A 15,159-nucleotide genomic window follows, 5' to 3' on the forward strand; every position below is an offset into this window, starting at 1 on the left:
TCGTCGCGGCGCCTCCTCCCTTTCCGGGGGGGGCGGGGGCGCAATTCCACTTCTGTTTTCGCGGGGCCCCCCCACCCCAACTTCCCCGCCCTATGGGGACCCCTCATGACACTCGGCGGGTGCGGGCCGGTCCCCGTTGGGCGGTGGTCCCGTCTGATCAGCCGGACCGGGGCTAACCGGCCAGCAACGCTCTCACCTGACCGAGTACCCGCACCTGATCGGCCCAGCGCGGACCCGCCAAGCCGATGACGACGTGCGCCGCTCCCGCGTCCCGATAGGCCACCAGACGTTCGGTGACGGCGCCCGCGGAACCCGTCAACGGCAAGGAGATCGCCCGGTCGAGCGGCGCCCCGTAGGCATCGGCGATGCCCTTGCCGATGTCCGCCGCGGTCGGAAGGTCCTCCCCTTCGCCGAGCGCCCCGGTGGCACCGACCGCGATCACCGGACCCGTGACGCCGAGACCGGCCAGCCGTCGCCGTCCGGCGGCGAAGTCTTTGGGCGGCAGGAGCGACGGGAACCAGCCGGTGCCGTGCTCCGCGACCCGCTGGAGCACGCGCCTGCCCCGGTTGCCGACCCAGATCGGCGGGACGGCCACCGCGGGCGCCAGTTCGACGGCGGCGTCACCGATCCGGACCTCCTTGCCCGCCAGCAGATCCGGCAGCAGACGCAACGCCTCATCGGTACGCGATCCGCGTTCGGCGAACGGCACCCCGGCCGCCTCGAACTGGGCTTCTCCCCCGCCCGAGCCGATACCGAGGATCAGCCGCTCGCCGGACACCTGTTGCAGCGAGGCGACCTGCTTCGCCGCCCACGCCAGCGGGCGCATCGCCGGGACGAACACGCTCAGCCCGATCCGGATCCGGGTCGTGACCGCCGCGGCGACCGCGAGTCCGACCGTGCTGTCGAGTGAAGGAGCGCCGGTCATCAGATGGTCACCGAGGAACACGCTGTCGAGGCCGGCGTCCTCGGCCTGCCGCGCGGAGGTGCGGAGATCGCCGGACGGGAGGATCACACCCAGTTTCATGGTGCCATCGTGGAACCTCGACTTCGCTGGAGGTCAAGCCCCGAGCCGGCCTCACGAGGGCTTCCCCCGCTTGTCCATGAAGGAATTGGGACACTCAATGTCCCCTTTCCTTCATGGACGCGGGCTGCGAGCCGAGGATCGAGGACTACCCCTCTGCCTTACCCAGCCGAATCACTCACGACCCCGGAGTCCGGGTAAGCGTCGTGCCAGTTCCACCATTCGTAGGGCGGGGTCTGCGGATGCCCCTCGGGCGAGTCCTCCCAGGTTTCCTGCCGCCCGAGCGCGGTCAGGTCGAGGTAGCTCCACGTGTTCCCCATCACCTCGTCCCCGCGATTGTTGATGAAGTAGGTGCGGAACACCTGGTCACCCTCGCGGATGAACGCGTTGGTGCCATGCCATTCGCGGACGCCGAAATCGACGTCGAAGTCGTCGGTGATGGTGTACCACGGCATCGTCCAGCCCATGCGTGCCTTCATCCGCGCGAGGTCCGGCTGCGATCCCCGCGAGGCGAAGGCCAGCGTGGTGTCACGGGCGTTCAGATGCGCGACGTGCGCGACCTGGTCGGCGACCAGCGAGCAGCCTTTGCAGGCATGGTCGGGGAAACCTTCGACGTCAGGGTCGAAAAAGGCCCGGTAGACGATCAGCTGACGCCGCCCCTCGAACAGATCGAGCAAGGTCGCCTTCCCGGAGGGCCCCTCGAACTCGTACGGCTTGTCGACCGCGACCCACGGCATCCGCCGCCGCTCGGCCGCCAGGGCGTCGCGAGCCCGGGTCAGCTCCTTTTCCTTCACCAGCAAGCGAAGCCGCGCTTCTTCCCATTCGGCCGGGGTGACGGTGTTCATCGCGCCAGCTCCGCGGGCAGTACGTCCAGCCGGTTCGGCTGTCCCTCGCCGGTGGTGATCAGGGCCCGCAGACTGGTGCCGACGTAAAAGGTCCAGGCCTTGTGGCAGATGTCGTAGCACTCGTACTCCCGCACCAGGCCGTGGTGCGTGAAACGAGCTTCGGTCTCGCCGTCCTTCTCGGTGATCTCGAACGTGATCGTGGTGCCGACCCATTCGGTCTCGTCCCGCGTGAAGTCGAAGTGGTTTTCGAGCACCAGCCAGGAGACCTTGCGGCCGGGCACGGATTCCGTGACCCGCATCCGGCAGCGGTGGACCTCCTCGTAGTGGTACTCGAACTCGTCGCCGACGTCGACGGTGCCACCGTCGATCTCCTCGGACCACCAGCCGCGGACGTCGTTGAAGGCGTCGAAGATCTGCCGCGGTGTCTGCTCGACGGTGAAACTCTTCGTGAAGCTCATGCTGAACCCTCCAGATGATTTTTCAGCGCCGCGAGCGGGCCATCCCAATCGCGGGCCATCGCCGCCAGGAACTGCTGGGCGACCTGCATCGGGGCCGAGCGTAGCCGGTAGCGGACCCGGCGGCGCTCCCCCTGTTCCGGGGTCACCAGGCCTGCCTCGGTCAGCAGTGCCAGGTGTTTGGCGATCGCCTGCCGGGTGATGGGCAGGCGATCGGCGAGATCGGTCGCCGTGGCCGGGCCGCCCGAGGCAAGCGTGGCGAGGATGCTCCGCCTGCTCGGGTCGGCCAGTGCGACAAAGACCTGTTCGGCGATCGCTTCGGTGTCAGGCGGCATCGAGGTATTCGATCAGCTCGCCCAGTTCTGCCGCCCATCCCTTCGTGTTTCCCTCGAACGCGACGCTGTGGGCCTCGTCCGGGAGCTGGGAGAAGCCGGACTCGACGACGGTGAGCTTGGTTCCCGCGCCGACCGGTTCGAGGGTGAACTCGACGTACGTGCGGCGGGGGTCCTCTTCCGGCAGGCCGTAGATGTGCCAGGTGAACCCGAAGATCTCCGGCTCTTCGATGCGCTCCACGCGCATGTTCGCCTTATTCCCGTCGTCCCATTTCATCTCGGCGTCGCCGCCGGGCCGCAGATCGATGCTCGCCTGGTTACCGAACCAGGTGCCGAGGCCCTCGGCCGTGGTCAGCGCGGCCCAGACCTTCGCGGGCGGGTGGGCGATCTCGACGGTGCGTTCGATCCGGTCGGGGAATCCCACGACAGCCTCCTCAAGTAGCAATCAATCGGTTGCTATAACGTTGTATAGCAACCGTTCGATTGCGTCAAGGGCGGTTTCAGGAAGGTGTGTACAGCGCGCCGAGGAACTCCAGGAGCAGGCGCTCCCGCAACGGACCGGGCGCGGCGGCCAGCAGGGCGTTGATCTCCGCCATCCGCGAAGGCAACCCTGCCTCACCACCGAGCCCCGCGGCGGCCAGCAGACCGGCGAACTGGGTGGGCGTCAGCGTCGCCGGATCGAGCGCGGCGACGAACTCCGCCACCCGCGGGTCGACGACGACAGGGCCGGACTCGCGTGCGGCATCGACCGAAGCGGCGAGGTCGGCCAAGAAGTCCTGCTCGCTCCCCCGGTTCGCGGCCGTCACGGTCAGGTGCAGGTTCGCGGGCGACGACTCGTGAGCGAACTGCGGCTGGACGTACCAGCCACGCTCCCGCATCTCGTCCGCGACGGTGAACAGGTCGAACCCGGCGTCGGGGTCCACGGTGAACGCGAGCAGCGTCGAGATCGGATCACCGAGGACACGCAGTCCCTTCACCGCCTCGACTCCGGCGCGAAGCTCCACCGCCGCCTCGCGAGCGGCCGAAGCGAGCTTCGCGTAACCCTCGTCACCGAGGTGGCGCACGACGGCCCAAGCCGCGGCGAGCGGACCGCCGGATCGGGTGCTTTGCAGCGTGGTGTTCAGCATCGTGTAGCCGGGCCACGCGGCGCTCGCGAAGTACTGCGGCCGGCGTAGTTCCGCGTTGGCGTGCAAGAGAACCGAGACACCCTTGGGGCAGTACGCGTACTTGTGCAGATCCACCGAAACACTCGTGACCCCGGGAACGTCGAAGCCGAAAGGCCCTGATCCCAGGTACGGCAGCACCCAGCCGCCGATGCAGGCGTCGACGTGGAAGCGGACGCCGTCCAGCAGCGCCGCGATCTCAGGGATCGGGTCGAGGACGCCGTGCGCGTACGAAGGCGCGCTCGCGACGACGAGGACCGTCGTTTCGTCCACGGCGGCGGCCATCGCCTCCGGCACGGCGCGGTAGGTCACCGGGTCGACCGGCACCGAAATCACCCGCACGCCGAAGAAATGCGCGGCCTTGTGGAACGCGGCGTGCGCGGTCGCGGGCAGGACGATGCTCGGCGAGGCCACCTCAGGACGCGCGTCGCGGGCGGCCAGCACCGCGAGCATGCACGACTCCGTGCCACCCGAAGTCACCGAACCGACCGTCTCCTCCGTACCGCCCAGCAGCCGGGCGGCGGCCGCGACGAGGTCGTTCTCCATCCGGAGCAGGCTGGGAAACGCGGTCGGGTCGAGGCCGTTGGCCGACGACGCCAGCGCGTGCGCCGCCGCACCCAGTTCGTCCACTTCGGACAGACCGCTGTCGTAGACGTAGGCCAGCGTCCGGCCACCGTGCGTCGGCAGATCCCCCGCGCGCAGTTCCCGCAACTCCCGCAGGACGTCCTCGGCGGTCACGACCGGCGCTCCAGTACCGACTTCCGCAGCAGCGGGATGCCCAGCACGATCAGCACCGCCGGGAGGATCGACGCGCCGAGCAGGATCGCCGTGAGCGCGCTGTCCGGCTGCGCGGCGTTGGCGTCGAGGCTGGACTGGTATCCGCCGAACTGCAGCACGAGGCCCCACAGCCCCGGCCCGAGCGCGAGTCCGAGCGTCTCCGAGGCCGTCCAGACCCCGGCGGCGACCCCGGCCCTGGTCTCACCGGTCCGCTCCTCCTCGTCGCTGATCAGGTCCGGCAGGATCGCCAGCGGGAACACCGAGATCCCCGCGTACCCGACACCGCAGAAGGCGACGAACACCATCGTGACCGCGAACGGGAACACCTGGGCGCCGAGAAGTCCCAGCAGGCCGACGCCGAACGCCGCGGTGGCGATGCGGAAACCGGCCAGCTTCCCCAGGCTCGCTCCGAGTTTCGGCCACAGCGGCATGGTCAGCAACGCCGGGCCGACGAAACCGACGAACAGGATCGTCGAGTACGCCGAGCTGCCGAGGATCCGCTCGGCGAAGAACGGGATCGCGGCGAGCACCGTGCCGATGCCGAGCGCCTGGATGAAGTAGACCCCGAGCAGCCAGCGGAACGGCCGCCACCCCGCGAGTGTCCGGAGCAGTTCGCGTGGGCTCACCGTATTCGGGCGCAGCGCGCCGACCGGGGCGTCCTTCAGGCCGAAGTACACACCGAGGGTCGCCAGCAGGATGAGCACGGCGATGAACACGCCCATGACGCGATAACCGGCGATGCCGCCGATGAGGTCGGTGATCGCCGGGGCACCGCCGCCGGAGATCAGGATGGCGACCGCGAGGAAGCCGATCCGCACGCTGGTGAGCTTCGTGCGTTCTTCGGCCGAGTCCGTCAGCTCGGCGGGCAGCGCGTTGAACGGCACCTGGAAGAACGCGTACGCGGTGGCGCACAAGAGGAATATCACGATCACGTAGATCGCGTCGGGCACCGGGGCACCGAAGCCCGGGTGCGCGAAGAGGGCCGCGAAGAGGATCGAGACGCCGATGCCGCCGTAGAGCAGGAACCGGCGACGGCTGCCGGTGCGGACCATGTCCGCGTCCGACAGCCTGCCCGCGATCGGGTTGAAGAGGACGTCCCAGGCTTTGGGCACGAACACGATCAAGCCCGCCACGCCCGCCGCGACGCCCATCGTATCCGTGAGGTACTTCAGGAGGAGCAGGCCGGGAACCGTGCCGAAGGCGCCGGTGACGAACGAGCCGAGCGAGTAGCGGTACCTCGTCCGTGCTGGCAGGGCTGCCATGATCCTCCTCGAGGCGATTCTCCCGATGAAGGCCTCAGTATTGGATCTTGGCCACCACCGGGTAGTGGTCGGAGGGAATCGTGCCACCGTCGTAATGCACGACCTGTACCGGGCCGACAGCGGCGAGTGGGCGACCGGCCGCGGAGTCCTTCCTTGCGCCCAAGTACAGGAAGGCCCCCTTCCTTGCGCCTAGGTACAGGAAGGAGTCCTTCCCGTACTTCGGGAAGATGTGAAGGTCGAGTTCCCTCGGCTGAGCCGAGGGAAGGAGTCCTTCACGCGCGGTGCTGTGCCTGCTGATGCACCTGAGACCACAGCGGCGACCCTGAAGTACAGGAAGGCCCCCTTCCTTGCGCCTAGGTACAGGAAGGAGTCCTTCATGTACTTCGGGAAGGGTGTGAAGGACTTGGCCCTAACGCGCCTTACCACTCACGACCCACCTACGAGAGGGTCTCAGCGACCGTCGTGAGTGTCGCGGCATCGCCCCGGAGAAGCAGCGTCGTCACCACGGTCTCGTCCCAGGCGGCGAGTTCGTCGCGGATCTTCTCCGCCGGCCCGATCAGTGACGTGTCCTCGACCAGCGACGTCGGAATGGCCGCGATCGCCTCGTCCTTGCGGCCGGCCAGATACAGCTCCTGGACCTTGTCGGCGACGTCCTCGTACCCCATCCGGGCGAAGACGTCGTGGTGGAAGTTGACCGCTTTCGCACCCATGCCGCCGATGTAGAGCGCCAGCGACGGCTTGATCCAGCTCGCGGCCTCCTCGACGTCGTCGTGCACGAGCACCGGGACGGACGCGGCGACCTCGAAGTCGCCGAAGCCATGCCGGGCACCGGGCCGCGAGAAGCCTTCCTGGAGGGCGGTGCGGTAAAAGGCGTCGCTCTTGGGCGAGAAGAACAGCGGGAGCCAGCCGTCGCAGATCTCCGCCGACAGCGCCACGTTCTTCGGGCCCTCGGCGGCGAGGAAGATCGGGATCTCCTTGCGGAACGGATGCACTGTGGACTTCAGTGCCTTCCCCAACCCGGTCCCGCCCCGCAGCGGCAGCTGGAAGTGCTGTCCGTCGTGGGTCACCGGCGCTTCGCGGGCGACGACCTTCCGCACGATGTCGACGTACTCGCGGGTGCGCGCCAGCGGCTTCGGATACGGCTGCCCGTACCAGCCTTCGACCACCTGCGGCCCGGACGCGCCGAGGCCGAGCACGAACCGGCCGCCGGAGAGGTGGTCCAGTGTCAACGCGTGCATCGCGGTCGCGGTCGGGGTCCGCGCCGACATCTGGACGATGTTGGTGCCGAGCTTGATCCGGCTGGTGGACGCGCCCCACCAGGCGAGCGGGGTGAACGCGTCGGAACCGTAGCCCTCGGCCGTCCATACGGAGTCGAAGCCGAGCTCTTCGGCTTTCAGCACCGCGTCCAGCGCGCCCTCGGGCGGACCGGATGACCAGTAACCGAGGTGGTAACCAAGCTTCATCGAGGCTCCTCGTCAGACATTCGGCGAATAGTGCTCAGGTTTGCCCCGCTCCGCGAGCGGCGGAAGGTTCCTCGCGGGAGTCTCGACCAACGGGGCGTCCGTGGCCAGTTCGCCACGCTCGCGACGCCAGCCCGCACGAGCGCGAGGGTGGTATCGGCGATCTCGCGGGACGAGCTTGAACGCGGCGTTGATCAGCTTCCCCGTCCGGCGATGCCGTCGCTCGTCACGTTCGGTCCAGGTGTAGCCGAGCCGTTCGCGGATCGGCGGGTCGTACAGGCCGACGGTCAGCCAGACGAAGTTCCGCGCCACCTGCCCGCGGACGACGTTCCACACGAAATCCGGCAGCCACGGCAGGAAATGCGGCTTCGCAAGGTCTTTGATGCCGAGGACGTCGCGCGTGGCCTTGTTGTCCTCCAGGACGTCCTCGCACATGCGCTTCCAGTACAGCTGGAAGTCCTCCCAGGACGCCGGCACCGGACGCATGCTCATGCCGTACATCTCGTACCACTGGACGTGCTCGTCGAACAGCTTCCGCTTCTCGGCCTCGCCGATGCCGCCGGCGAAGTTGTCCGCGATGAGAATCGCGCTCATGAAGAATGTCGAGTGCGCCCAGTAGAAGGTGTCCGGGTTGAGCGCGTGATAGCGGCGCCCGTGTTTGTCGATGCCTTTGATCCGATCGTGGTAACCGCGCACTTCCAACGCCGTCTGCCGTGCGCGCGGGCCGTCGTAGATCACTCCCCCGATCGGGTACAGCGAGCGGAACAGCCGCTGCCAGCGTTCCTCGAAGAACCGCGAGTGTTCCTCGACGCCCGCACCCAGCTCGGGGTGCATGTTCTGCATGGACCCGGCCCAGAGCGCGATGAGCAGCCCGCGCCAGTCGCCGAAGTACTTCCACGTCAGCGAATCCGGTCCCAGCGGCCGCGGCTGTGTCATCCCCGGTCTCCTCACTGAGCTGGTTAAATTGACCACAACTGTTGTCAGGTTAAAGTTGACAACAGCCGTAGTCAACGGTCGCATCCAAGAGTGAGGAGCCGATCATGGCCGGCCGCAGCTGGGCAGGCACCACCCTGGACGACCGCAAGGCCGCCCGCCGCGAACAGCTCGTCGAGGCGGGCCTCGACCTGCTCGGCACCCAGGGCAGCGCCGGGGTGAGCGTCCGCGCGGTATGCCGCCAGGCCAAGCTCACCGAACGGTACTTCTACGAGAGCTTCACCGACCGCGAGGAACTGGTCGTCGCGGTCTACGAGCACATCGGCGACCAGGCACGCCAGACCCTGGTCGACGCGGTCAGCGACGCCGCCGAACCCGCCGACCGGGCGAAGGCCGCCGTCCGGTCCTTCGTCGAGCTGATGGTCGACGACCCGCGCAAGGGCCGGGTGCTCCTGCTCGCGCCGATCACCGACCCCGCGCTGACCACCCGCGGGATCGCGCTGCTCCCCTCGTTCGCCGAACTGGTGAGTGGCCAGCTGTCCCACGGCGACGCCGCGATGCGGCAGATGACCTCGATCGGGCTGGTCGGCGCGCTGAGCAACGTGTTCATCGCCTACCTCGACGGCTCGCTCAAGGTGAGCCGCGAGCGCCTGATCGAGCATTGCGTCCGCCTCGTGCTCGGCGCCGACCGTCAGCCCTGAGCCCGCTCGGCCACCAGCCGCAACGCGATGTCGATGATCATGTCCTCCTGACCACCCACGTACTTCGCGGCGCCGACGCGGTAGAGGATCTCGTGCGCGGGGACGTCGTACCGCTCGGCCGCGCGTTCGGCGTGCAGCAGGAAGCTCGAGTACACGCCCGCGAAACCCTGCACGATGGACGACCGGTCCATCCCCGGAAGCCGCGTGATGTAGGGCTTCACGACGTTCTCGGCCGCTTCCATGAGCACGTCCTTGTCGACGCCGGTCCGGATCCCGAGCCGTTCGAACGTCGCCGCGAGGACCTCGGTCGGCGAGTTGCCCGCCCCGGCCCCGAGCGCGACGAGCGAGCCGTCGATCTGCCGGGCACCCGCACGACAGGCGAGCACCGAGTTCGCGACGCCGAAGCTCAGGTTCTGGTGCCCGTGGTAGCCGACCTGCGCCTGGCTCCCGAATTCCGCGACCAGCGCGGCGACCCGTTCGCTCGCGTCCTCCAGGATCAGTGCCCCGGCGGAGTCGACGACGTACACACACTGACACCCGGCGTCGACCATGATCCGGCCCTGTTTCGCCAAATCCTCCGGCGAGGACATATGCGAGAGCATCAGGAACCCGACCGTCTCCAGGCCGAGGTCCCGCGCCGCGCCGAAATGCTGCACCGAGACGTCGGCCTCGGTGCAGTGGGTCGCGATCCGGACCGCGCCCGCGCCGAGTTCGGCCGCGACGCGGAGGTCTCCGACCGTGCCTAGTCCTGGCAGGAGCAGCACCGCGATCTTCGCGTGCTGTGCCTCTTCGACGGCGGCGGCGATCAGTTTCCGTTCGTCCACCAGTGAAAAACCGTAGTTGAACGTCGAGCCCCCGAGTCCGTCGCCGTGGCTGACCTCGATCAGCGAGATCCCGGCGTCGTCCAGCGCACGGACGGTGTCGCGCACGTTCTTCTCGGTGAACTGGTGCGCCATCGCGTGGCTGCCGTCGCGCAGGCTTGTGTCGACCAGCCGGACCTCGCGATCCACGTCGTCCCACTTCACGCCGCCACCTCCTGCGTCGCCAGAAGCTCGCCGACACGGGCCGCGGCGGCCGTCATGATGTCGAGGTTCCCGGCGTACTTCGGCAGGAAGTCCCCGTTGCCCGCGACTTCGAGGAACACCGCGACCCGCGCCTGCCCGTTCCAGCCCTGCCTCGGCGGGTCGTACTGCGGATCCGCCTTGAGCGTGTAGCCCGGCACGTATCCCTGGACGGTCTCGACCATCCGGTGGATCGACTCGGTCACCGCGTCGAAGTCCGCGTCCGGGTCGATCGCGCAGAACACCGTGTCACGCATGATCATCGGCGGCTCGACCGGGTTGATGATGATGATCGCCTTGCCGCGGCTCGCTCCCCCGACGAGTTCGATTCCGCGCGCGGTGGTCGCGGTGAACTCGTCGATGTTCGCCCGCGTCCCTGGCCCGGCCGAGCGCGACGAGACGGACGCGACGATCTCGGCGTACGGCACCGGCGTCACCCTGGACACCGCGTGCACGATCGGAATCGTGGCCTGGCCACCGCACGTGATGAGGTTGACGTTCGGCACGTCCAGGCGCTCCGGCAGGCCGACGGCGGGACAGGTGAACGGGCCCACCGCCGCCGGGGTCAGGTCGATCGCGCGGATCCCGGCGGTGGCGTAGCGCGGCGCGTTCACCAGATGCGCCTTCGCCGAGGTGGCCTCGAAGACCAGATCCGGCAGTTCGTCGCGAGTCAGCAGCCAGTCGACGCCCTCGGCGGAAGTCTCCAACCCCAGCTCGGCGGCCTTCGCGAGGCCGTCCGAGGCCGGGTCGACACCGACCATGTACCGCACCTCGATGTGCTCACTGCGCCGGAGCTTCGCGAGCAGATCGGTGCCGATGTTGCCGGGACCGACGATCGCGGCCACCGCTTTCCGTTGCGCCATGTCAGGTGACGTTTCCCGAGAAGATAGGGCACACTCAACCCATGCGTGCCGCTGGGCGGAACGACGACACCGAACGAAGCGGAGCGGACGGCCTCGTCGCCGCCCGGATCACCGGGTTGCTCTCCGCGTTCCGCCCCGGCGACGACGCACTCGGCGTTTCCGAGCTGGCGCGGCGGACGGGTCTGGCGAAGTCGACCGTCCACCGGCTCACCGGTCACCTCGTGGCCACCGGACTGCTCGAACGCGAAGGCGCGGCACTCCGGCTCGGGCTGAAGCTGTTCGAGATAGGCCAACTGGCGGTACGGCGCCGTGGACTGGTCGAAGCGGCACGCCCGTACCTCGCCGATCTCCGTGAGGCGACGCGGAACACGGTGCATCTCGCGGTGCTGGAAGGCACCGAAGTCGTCTATCTCGATATCCTGCGCGGCCCCGACGCGCCGTCCCTGCCTTCCCGGATCGGCGGCCGTTTTCCCGCACACGCCACCGGGGTCGGCAAGGCGATTCTCGCGTTTTCTCCGGAATCCGTGGTGGCACAGGTGATCGACGCCGGATTACCGCGCGTGAGCGTCCGGACGATCACCGCCGCGGGGTTGCTGCGCCGTCAACTCGCGAAGGTCCGCAGCGATGGGATCGCGTTCGAAAGGGAGGAATCCGGCGTCGGCGTCGTCTGCGCCGCAAGCCCTTTGCTCGACGCGAAAGGTGTTGCGGTGGCGGCGTTGTCGATCTCCGGCTGGGCGAATCGCATGCATACCAATCGCGTCGCCCCCGCGGTCCGGACCGCGGCTTTGGCTTTGTCACGTACTTTGTAAGTAATTCTTCGCGCTGACAACGTTTTCGCGCCCGGATGGACCAGTCCAGAACCCTTACCGGAGCCGAATTCCGGGTCTAGGCTCCGCGAATGGCCCAGCATCGGGGGGACGCGCCACCGGGTCGAATCCCCGGCCGCACCACCGGCCGCCGCCGGGCAGGGGCGGCCGGCCACCGGTTGCTGTCCGTCGACGTCGTGCTCACCCTCCTCGTGGTCACCGGCGGCGTGCGTGAGCTCTACCTGGCCTCGCCGACGCCGTCACCAACCACCGAACCGGCGACCATCGCGCACGTCTTCGCCTTGAGCCACCTCACTTCCTTCACCGACACCGGTGACACGGGCACTTCACCGTTCGGCTGGCTTCAACTCGCCGGGTACGCGCTGGTCTCCCGCGCGTTCGAGCGCGAAAGCGTTCCGGTCGCCGCGGTTCGCGAGACCATGGTGCTCGCGGCCGTGCTCTGCGCGGTCCTGCTGTGGGTCCTCGCGCGGCGACTGGGCCTGCCGTTCTGGGCGGCGACCACGGCCGTCGTGCTGATGGCGGTCTCGCCGCTCGCGATCGGGCTCCAGCGCGTGGTGATCGTCGAGCAGCTCGCCGTCACCTGGGTGCTGGCGGCACTCGTCCTCGTCGCGACACCCCGCGAGCGAGCGCGGCCGTGGCACGACGCACTGGCCGCGCTGTGTCTTCTCGCGGCCGTCCTCACTTCACCGCTGGCATTGACGGCGCTGCCCGCGGCGGGCTGGTTGCTGATCCGGCGGCGGGAGGCGTCACGAGTCGCGTTCACCGCCGTGGTGTTCACGCTCGGTCTCGGCGTCGCGTTCGGCCCGGCCGCCCCGGCGCTGCGCCCGGTGCTGCCCGCATCGGGACCGCCGGGGATCGCCACCTGGGTCGCATTGGATCCGGTATTCGTCGTGCTGTCGATGGTCGCGATCGTCGCCGGGATGGTCCTGCCCCGCACCCGGCCGCTCGCCGCGTCGGCACTGCTCATCGCGGCGGTCCTCGCCTTGCCAGCCGTCCCGGTGGAACTCCCGCTCGCGCTCCTGCTCCCGCTCACGCCGCTGCTCGTCGCCGAAGTCGCGGCCACGGTCGCGGCCGTCAGGCCGTCGGCCGGGCACCGGCTGGTCCCGATGCGGCACCCCGTGTCCGCCGTCGTACTGGCCGCTGTTCTCGTACTGGTCACCGTGGCGGGCTGGGTGCACGGCTTCAGCAGGCTGAGACCGGAGCCGTCCGGCGGGATCGCCCTCACACAGGCGCGGGAATGGTTGCGGGACAACGCTTCCGGCGCCGTAGTCCTGGTCGACGACGCGAGCTGGACCGCACTCGCCGCGGACGGCTGGCCGACGGGCTCCCTGATCCCCCTCGGCACCTGTGCGGCCATCTGCCCCGGCCCGGAATGGGCCGTGCTGACCGCGTCCGGACAGCACGACCGGCCGCGTTTCCCCGCCGCGTCCACGTTTCTCTCGGCCACCGCCAAGGTCGCCGTCTTCGGCTCGGGAGCCGGTACGGTCACCGTTTCCCGCTTCGGCGAACCCACGGGCCTGCCCGGCGCGGGCGACGAAACGGGGGCACGCTCACGCGCCGGCGCCGCATTGGCGTCGTCGGATCAAGTGCGATGCGAGGGCGGCACGCGCGACGCCTTGACCTCGGGCGCCGTCGACCCCCGGTTGATCGCCACCGTCGCCGCACTCGCCACGCTCAGCCCGGTCCGGCTGGTCGATTTCCCTCCCGCACCAGGCGAAGCCGCCGCAGGGCAGCCGCTGCGACGCTTGCTTGTCTCCGGCGGCGACGAAGCCTCGATCGCCGAGTTCTACCGGGGCCAGCGCGCCACTTTCGAACCGGCATCCGTCACCCGGGTACCGGGCGGCGTGCTCGTGACCTACCCCCTGTTCCCGCCGCCCGGGCTGCTCACGCCGTTCTCGGCTCCTTGATCCCCGGCAAGAAAGGTCTCCGCCATGCGTTCCCTCACCGTCCCGCTGAGACACGCCGTCGTGCTCGCGGTCGTCTTGCTGCTGCTCGGCGGAGTGCCACTCACGGCGCACGCCGCCCCCGGTGCCGGCGTCGGCTGGATCCGCGTCGGGCATCTGTCCCCGAAGGTCCCGCCAGTCGACATCTACTTCGCCGCCTTCGGCAAGGCCGAGAAGGCCGTCATCCGTAAGGCGGGCTACGGCGCGGTGACGCCGTACTCCTCGGTGATCCCCGGCGCGTACACGGTTTCGATGCGGCCTGCCGACGCCGCCGCGTCCTCACCTCCCGCGCTGAGCGCGACGATCGAGCTCAAGGAAGCGAGCGCGTACTCCTTGCTGGTGTTCGCGAACGGACCCGGCGGCGGTCTGCAGGGTGATCTGGTCCAGGACGATCTGACCGCACCCGCGGCGGGCAACGGGCGGGTGCGCGTCGTCCAAGGTTCGGCGGCGCTGGCTCCGGTGAGCGTCAACGGTCCCGACGGGAAGGCCGTGGCGAACGCGGCCGCTTACGGCGTCACGACGCCCTACACCAATCTCCCTGAAGGACGCTGGCCGCTGAAACTGACCGCCGGTGCCGCGTCGTCGGAGTCCACAGTGGACGTCAAGGCCGGGGCGACGACCAGCCTGCTGGTGACCGAGAACGGCGCCGCGCTCAAGGCCGAGGCCATCGCCGACGGCGCCACCCTGCCGGATCCGCCGAAGCTCGGCGTCGAGACCGGAGGCGGCGGGACCGCTTCGGAATCTCTGCCATGGTGGCCTTTCGCCGCCCTGCCGGTGCTGGCCGGACTGGTCGCCCTGCTGATGCGGCGGCGTCCGGCGCATGGCGGCTGACTGGACTCGGCGAAGCGCGTTCGTCCTCTTGGGACTGGCCGCGCTCGTCGCCTGCACGCCGGCACCGGCGGTGGACCCGCCGGTCGCCGCCGCGCCGGTCCCGTCCGGCCCGCTCCCCTTACCCGCCGAAGCCGAGGTGTCACCTTCCCGGCTGACGATCCCGGCGATCGGACTCGACCAGTCAGGGCTGATCCCCCTCGCCCTCGGCGCGGCGGGCGAACTCCAAGCACCCGAACGGTTCTCCGACGTCGGCTGGTACGAGGACGGGCCGGTGCCGGGCGATCCCGGCCCCGCCGTCATCGCCGCGCACGTCGACTCGCGCTCCGGTCCGGCACCCTTCTTCCGGCTGCGTGACCTGCGGGCCGGTGACGAGATCCGCATCAAGCGGTCCGACGGCCGCGAGGGCTTGTTCTGGGTGGACTCCGTCCAGCGCTACCCGAAGAACGACTTCCCGACCCAGGCCGTCTACGGGCCCACGCCGGGAAGCGCGCTCCGGTTGATCACTTGCGGCGGGAGTTTCGACGCGGCGAAACGGTCCTATCGGGACAACATCGTCGTCTACGCCTCCCAGCGCTGGGGCTAGGGCGTGTCTGGCAAATCTCGTTCGTGGTCTTCGCGCCCAGGTGGTTCCTGGCGGCGTGGGTCCTTCGACCGAGTACGTCCAGTACGAGGCCGAAGGGCCCAC

Annotated in this window: 17 protein-coding genes; 5 read left to right on the plus strand and 12 right to left on the minus strand. The window is 69.1% G+C overall.

Going from position 1 to position 15,159, the window contains the following annotated elements:
• Window positions 1-172: 172 nt before the first annotated feature.
• The 10 genes from AB0M65_RS34190 to AB0M65_RS34235 all read right to left on the minus strand — a co-directional run bounded on the left by AB0M65_RS34190 (window position 173) and on the right by AB0M65_RS34235 (window position 8,251).
• On the minus strand, window positions 173-1,024 hold the full coding sequence (locus tag AB0M65_RS34190; protein WP_364037249.1) for an LLM class flavin-dependent oxidoreductase: 852 nt from the start codon (window positions 1,022-1,024) through the stop codon (window positions 173-175).
• Between the two features lie 158 nt (window positions 1,025-1,182).
• Window positions 1,183-1,866: a DUF899 domain-containing protein gene (locus AB0M65_RS34195; protein WP_364037252.1), complete on the minus strand. Its 684-nt coding sequence runs from the start codon at window positions 1,864-1,866 to the stop codon at window positions 1,183-1,185.
• Window positions 1,863-2,324, minus strand: coding sequence for an SRPBCC domain-containing protein (locus AB0M65_RS34200; RefSeq protein ID WP_364037255.1), 462 nt, complete (start codon window positions 2,322-2,324; stop codon window positions 1,863-1,865). Before AB0M65_RS34200 ends, AB0M65_RS34195 begins: the two co-directional genes overlap by 4 nt.
• Window positions 2,321-2,656, minus strand: a complete 336-nt coding sequence (locus AB0M65_RS34205; RefSeq protein ID WP_364037258.1) for a metalloregulator ArsR/SmtB family transcription factor — start codon at window positions 2,654-2,656, stop codon at window positions 2,321-2,323. Before AB0M65_RS34205 ends, AB0M65_RS34200 begins: the two co-directional genes overlap by 4 nt.
• Window positions 2,646-3,077: an SRPBCC domain-containing protein gene (locus AB0M65_RS34210; protein ID WP_364037261.1), complete on the minus strand. Its 432-nt coding sequence runs from the start codon at window positions 3,075-3,077 to the stop codon at window positions 2,646-2,648. Before AB0M65_RS34210 ends, AB0M65_RS34205 begins: the two co-directional genes overlap by 11 nt.
• A gap of 76 nt (window positions 3,078-3,153) precedes the next feature.
• Window positions 3,154-4,554: an aspartate aminotransferase family protein gene (locus AB0M65_RS34215; protein WP_364037264.1), complete on the minus strand. Its 1,401-nt coding sequence runs from the start codon at window positions 4,552-4,554 to the stop codon at window positions 3,154-3,156.
• Window positions 4,551-5,855, minus strand: coding sequence for an MFS transporter (locus AB0M65_RS34220; protein ID WP_364037267.1), 1,305 nt, complete (start codon window positions 5,853-5,855; stop codon window positions 4,551-4,553). Before AB0M65_RS34220 ends, AB0M65_RS34215 begins: the two co-directional genes overlap by 4 nt.
• 34 nt (window positions 5,856-5,889) lie before the next feature.
• A complete protein-coding gene (locus AB0M65_RS34225; protein ID WP_364037270.1) occupies window positions 5,890-6,018 on the minus strand; it encodes a hypothetical protein in 129 nt (42 codons plus the stop codon).
• Between the two features lie 274 nt (window positions 6,019-6,292).
• Window positions 6,293-7,318, minus strand: coding sequence for an LLM class F420-dependent oxidoreductase (locus AB0M65_RS34230; RefSeq protein ID WP_364037273.1), 1,026 nt, complete (start codon window positions 7,316-7,318; stop codon window positions 6,293-6,295).
• Between the two features lie 12 nt (window positions 7,319-7,330).
• Window positions 7,331-8,251 carry an oxygenase MpaB family protein gene (locus AB0M65_RS34235; RefSeq protein ID WP_364037276.1) on the minus strand — a complete coding sequence of 307 codons (921 nt, stop codon included), beginning with the start codon at window positions 8,249-8,251 and terminating at the stop codon, window positions 7,331-7,333.
• A gap of 104 nt (window positions 8,252-8,355) precedes the next feature.
• Between AB0M65_RS34235 and AB0M65_RS34240 the strand changes: the two genes are divergently transcribed.
• Entirely contained in the window at window positions 8,356-8,949 is a 594-nt protein-coding gene (locus AB0M65_RS34240; protein ID WP_364037279.1) for a TetR family transcriptional regulator, read from the plus strand.
• Here the strand turns inward: AB0M65_RS34240 and dmpG are convergent.
• The gene (dmpG, locus tag AB0M65_RS34245) at window positions 8,940-9,974 is read right to left on the minus strand and encodes a 4-hydroxy-2-oxovalerate aldolase (protein WP_364037282.1); all 1,035 of its coding nucleotides are present in this window, start codon (window positions 9,972-9,974) and stop codon (window positions 8,940-8,942) included. The two genes, AB0M65_RS34240 and dmpG, sit on opposite strands and share 10 nt — an antisense overlap.
• The gene (locus tag AB0M65_RS34250; protein WP_364037285.1) at window positions 9,971-10,873 is read right to left on the minus strand and encodes an acetaldehyde dehydrogenase (acetylating); all 903 of its coding nucleotides are present in this window, start codon (window positions 10,871-10,873) and stop codon (window positions 9,971-9,973) included. The genes dmpG and AB0M65_RS34250 overlap by 4 nt, the downstream gene beginning before the upstream one ends.
• Before the next feature lie 41 nt (window positions 10,874-10,914).
• Here AB0M65_RS34250 and AB0M65_RS34255 point away from each other — a divergent pair, with 41 nt between their 5' ends.
• The 4 genes from AB0M65_RS34255 to AB0M65_RS34270 all read left to right on the plus strand — a co-directional run bounded on the left by AB0M65_RS34255 (window position 10,915) and on the right by AB0M65_RS34270 (window position 15,057).
• Window positions 10,915-11,682: an IclR family transcriptional regulator gene (locus AB0M65_RS34255; protein ID WP_364037288.1), complete on the plus strand. Its 768-nt coding sequence runs from the start codon at window positions 10,915-10,917 to the stop codon at window positions 11,680-11,682.
• Window positions 11,683-11,771: 89 nt separating this feature from the next.
• Window positions 11,772-13,607 carry a glycosyl transferase gene (locus AB0M65_RS34260; RefSeq protein WP_364037291.1) on the plus strand — a complete coding sequence of 612 codons (1,836 nt, stop codon included), beginning with the start codon at window positions 11,772-11,774 and terminating at the stop codon, window positions 13,605-13,607.
• A gap of 24 nt (window positions 13,608-13,631) precedes the next feature.
• Window positions 13,632-14,474: a DUF4397 domain-containing protein gene (locus tag AB0M65_RS34265; protein ID WP_364037294.1), complete on the plus strand. Its 843-nt coding sequence runs from the start codon at window positions 13,632-13,634 to the stop codon at window positions 14,472-14,474.
• Window positions 14,464-15,057, plus strand: coding sequence for a class F sortase (locus AB0M65_RS34270; RefSeq protein ID WP_364037297.1), 594 nt, complete (start codon window positions 14,464-14,466; stop codon window positions 15,055-15,057). The genes AB0M65_RS34265 and AB0M65_RS34270 overlap by 11 nt, the downstream gene beginning before the upstream one ends.
• Window positions 15,058-15,159 lie beyond the last annotated feature (102 nt).

Source organism: Amycolatopsis sp. NPDC051071 (genome assembly GCF_040682875.1).
Classification (GTDB): domain Bacteria; phylum Actinomycetota; class Actinomycetes; order Mycobacteriales; family Pseudonocardiaceae; genus Amycolatopsis.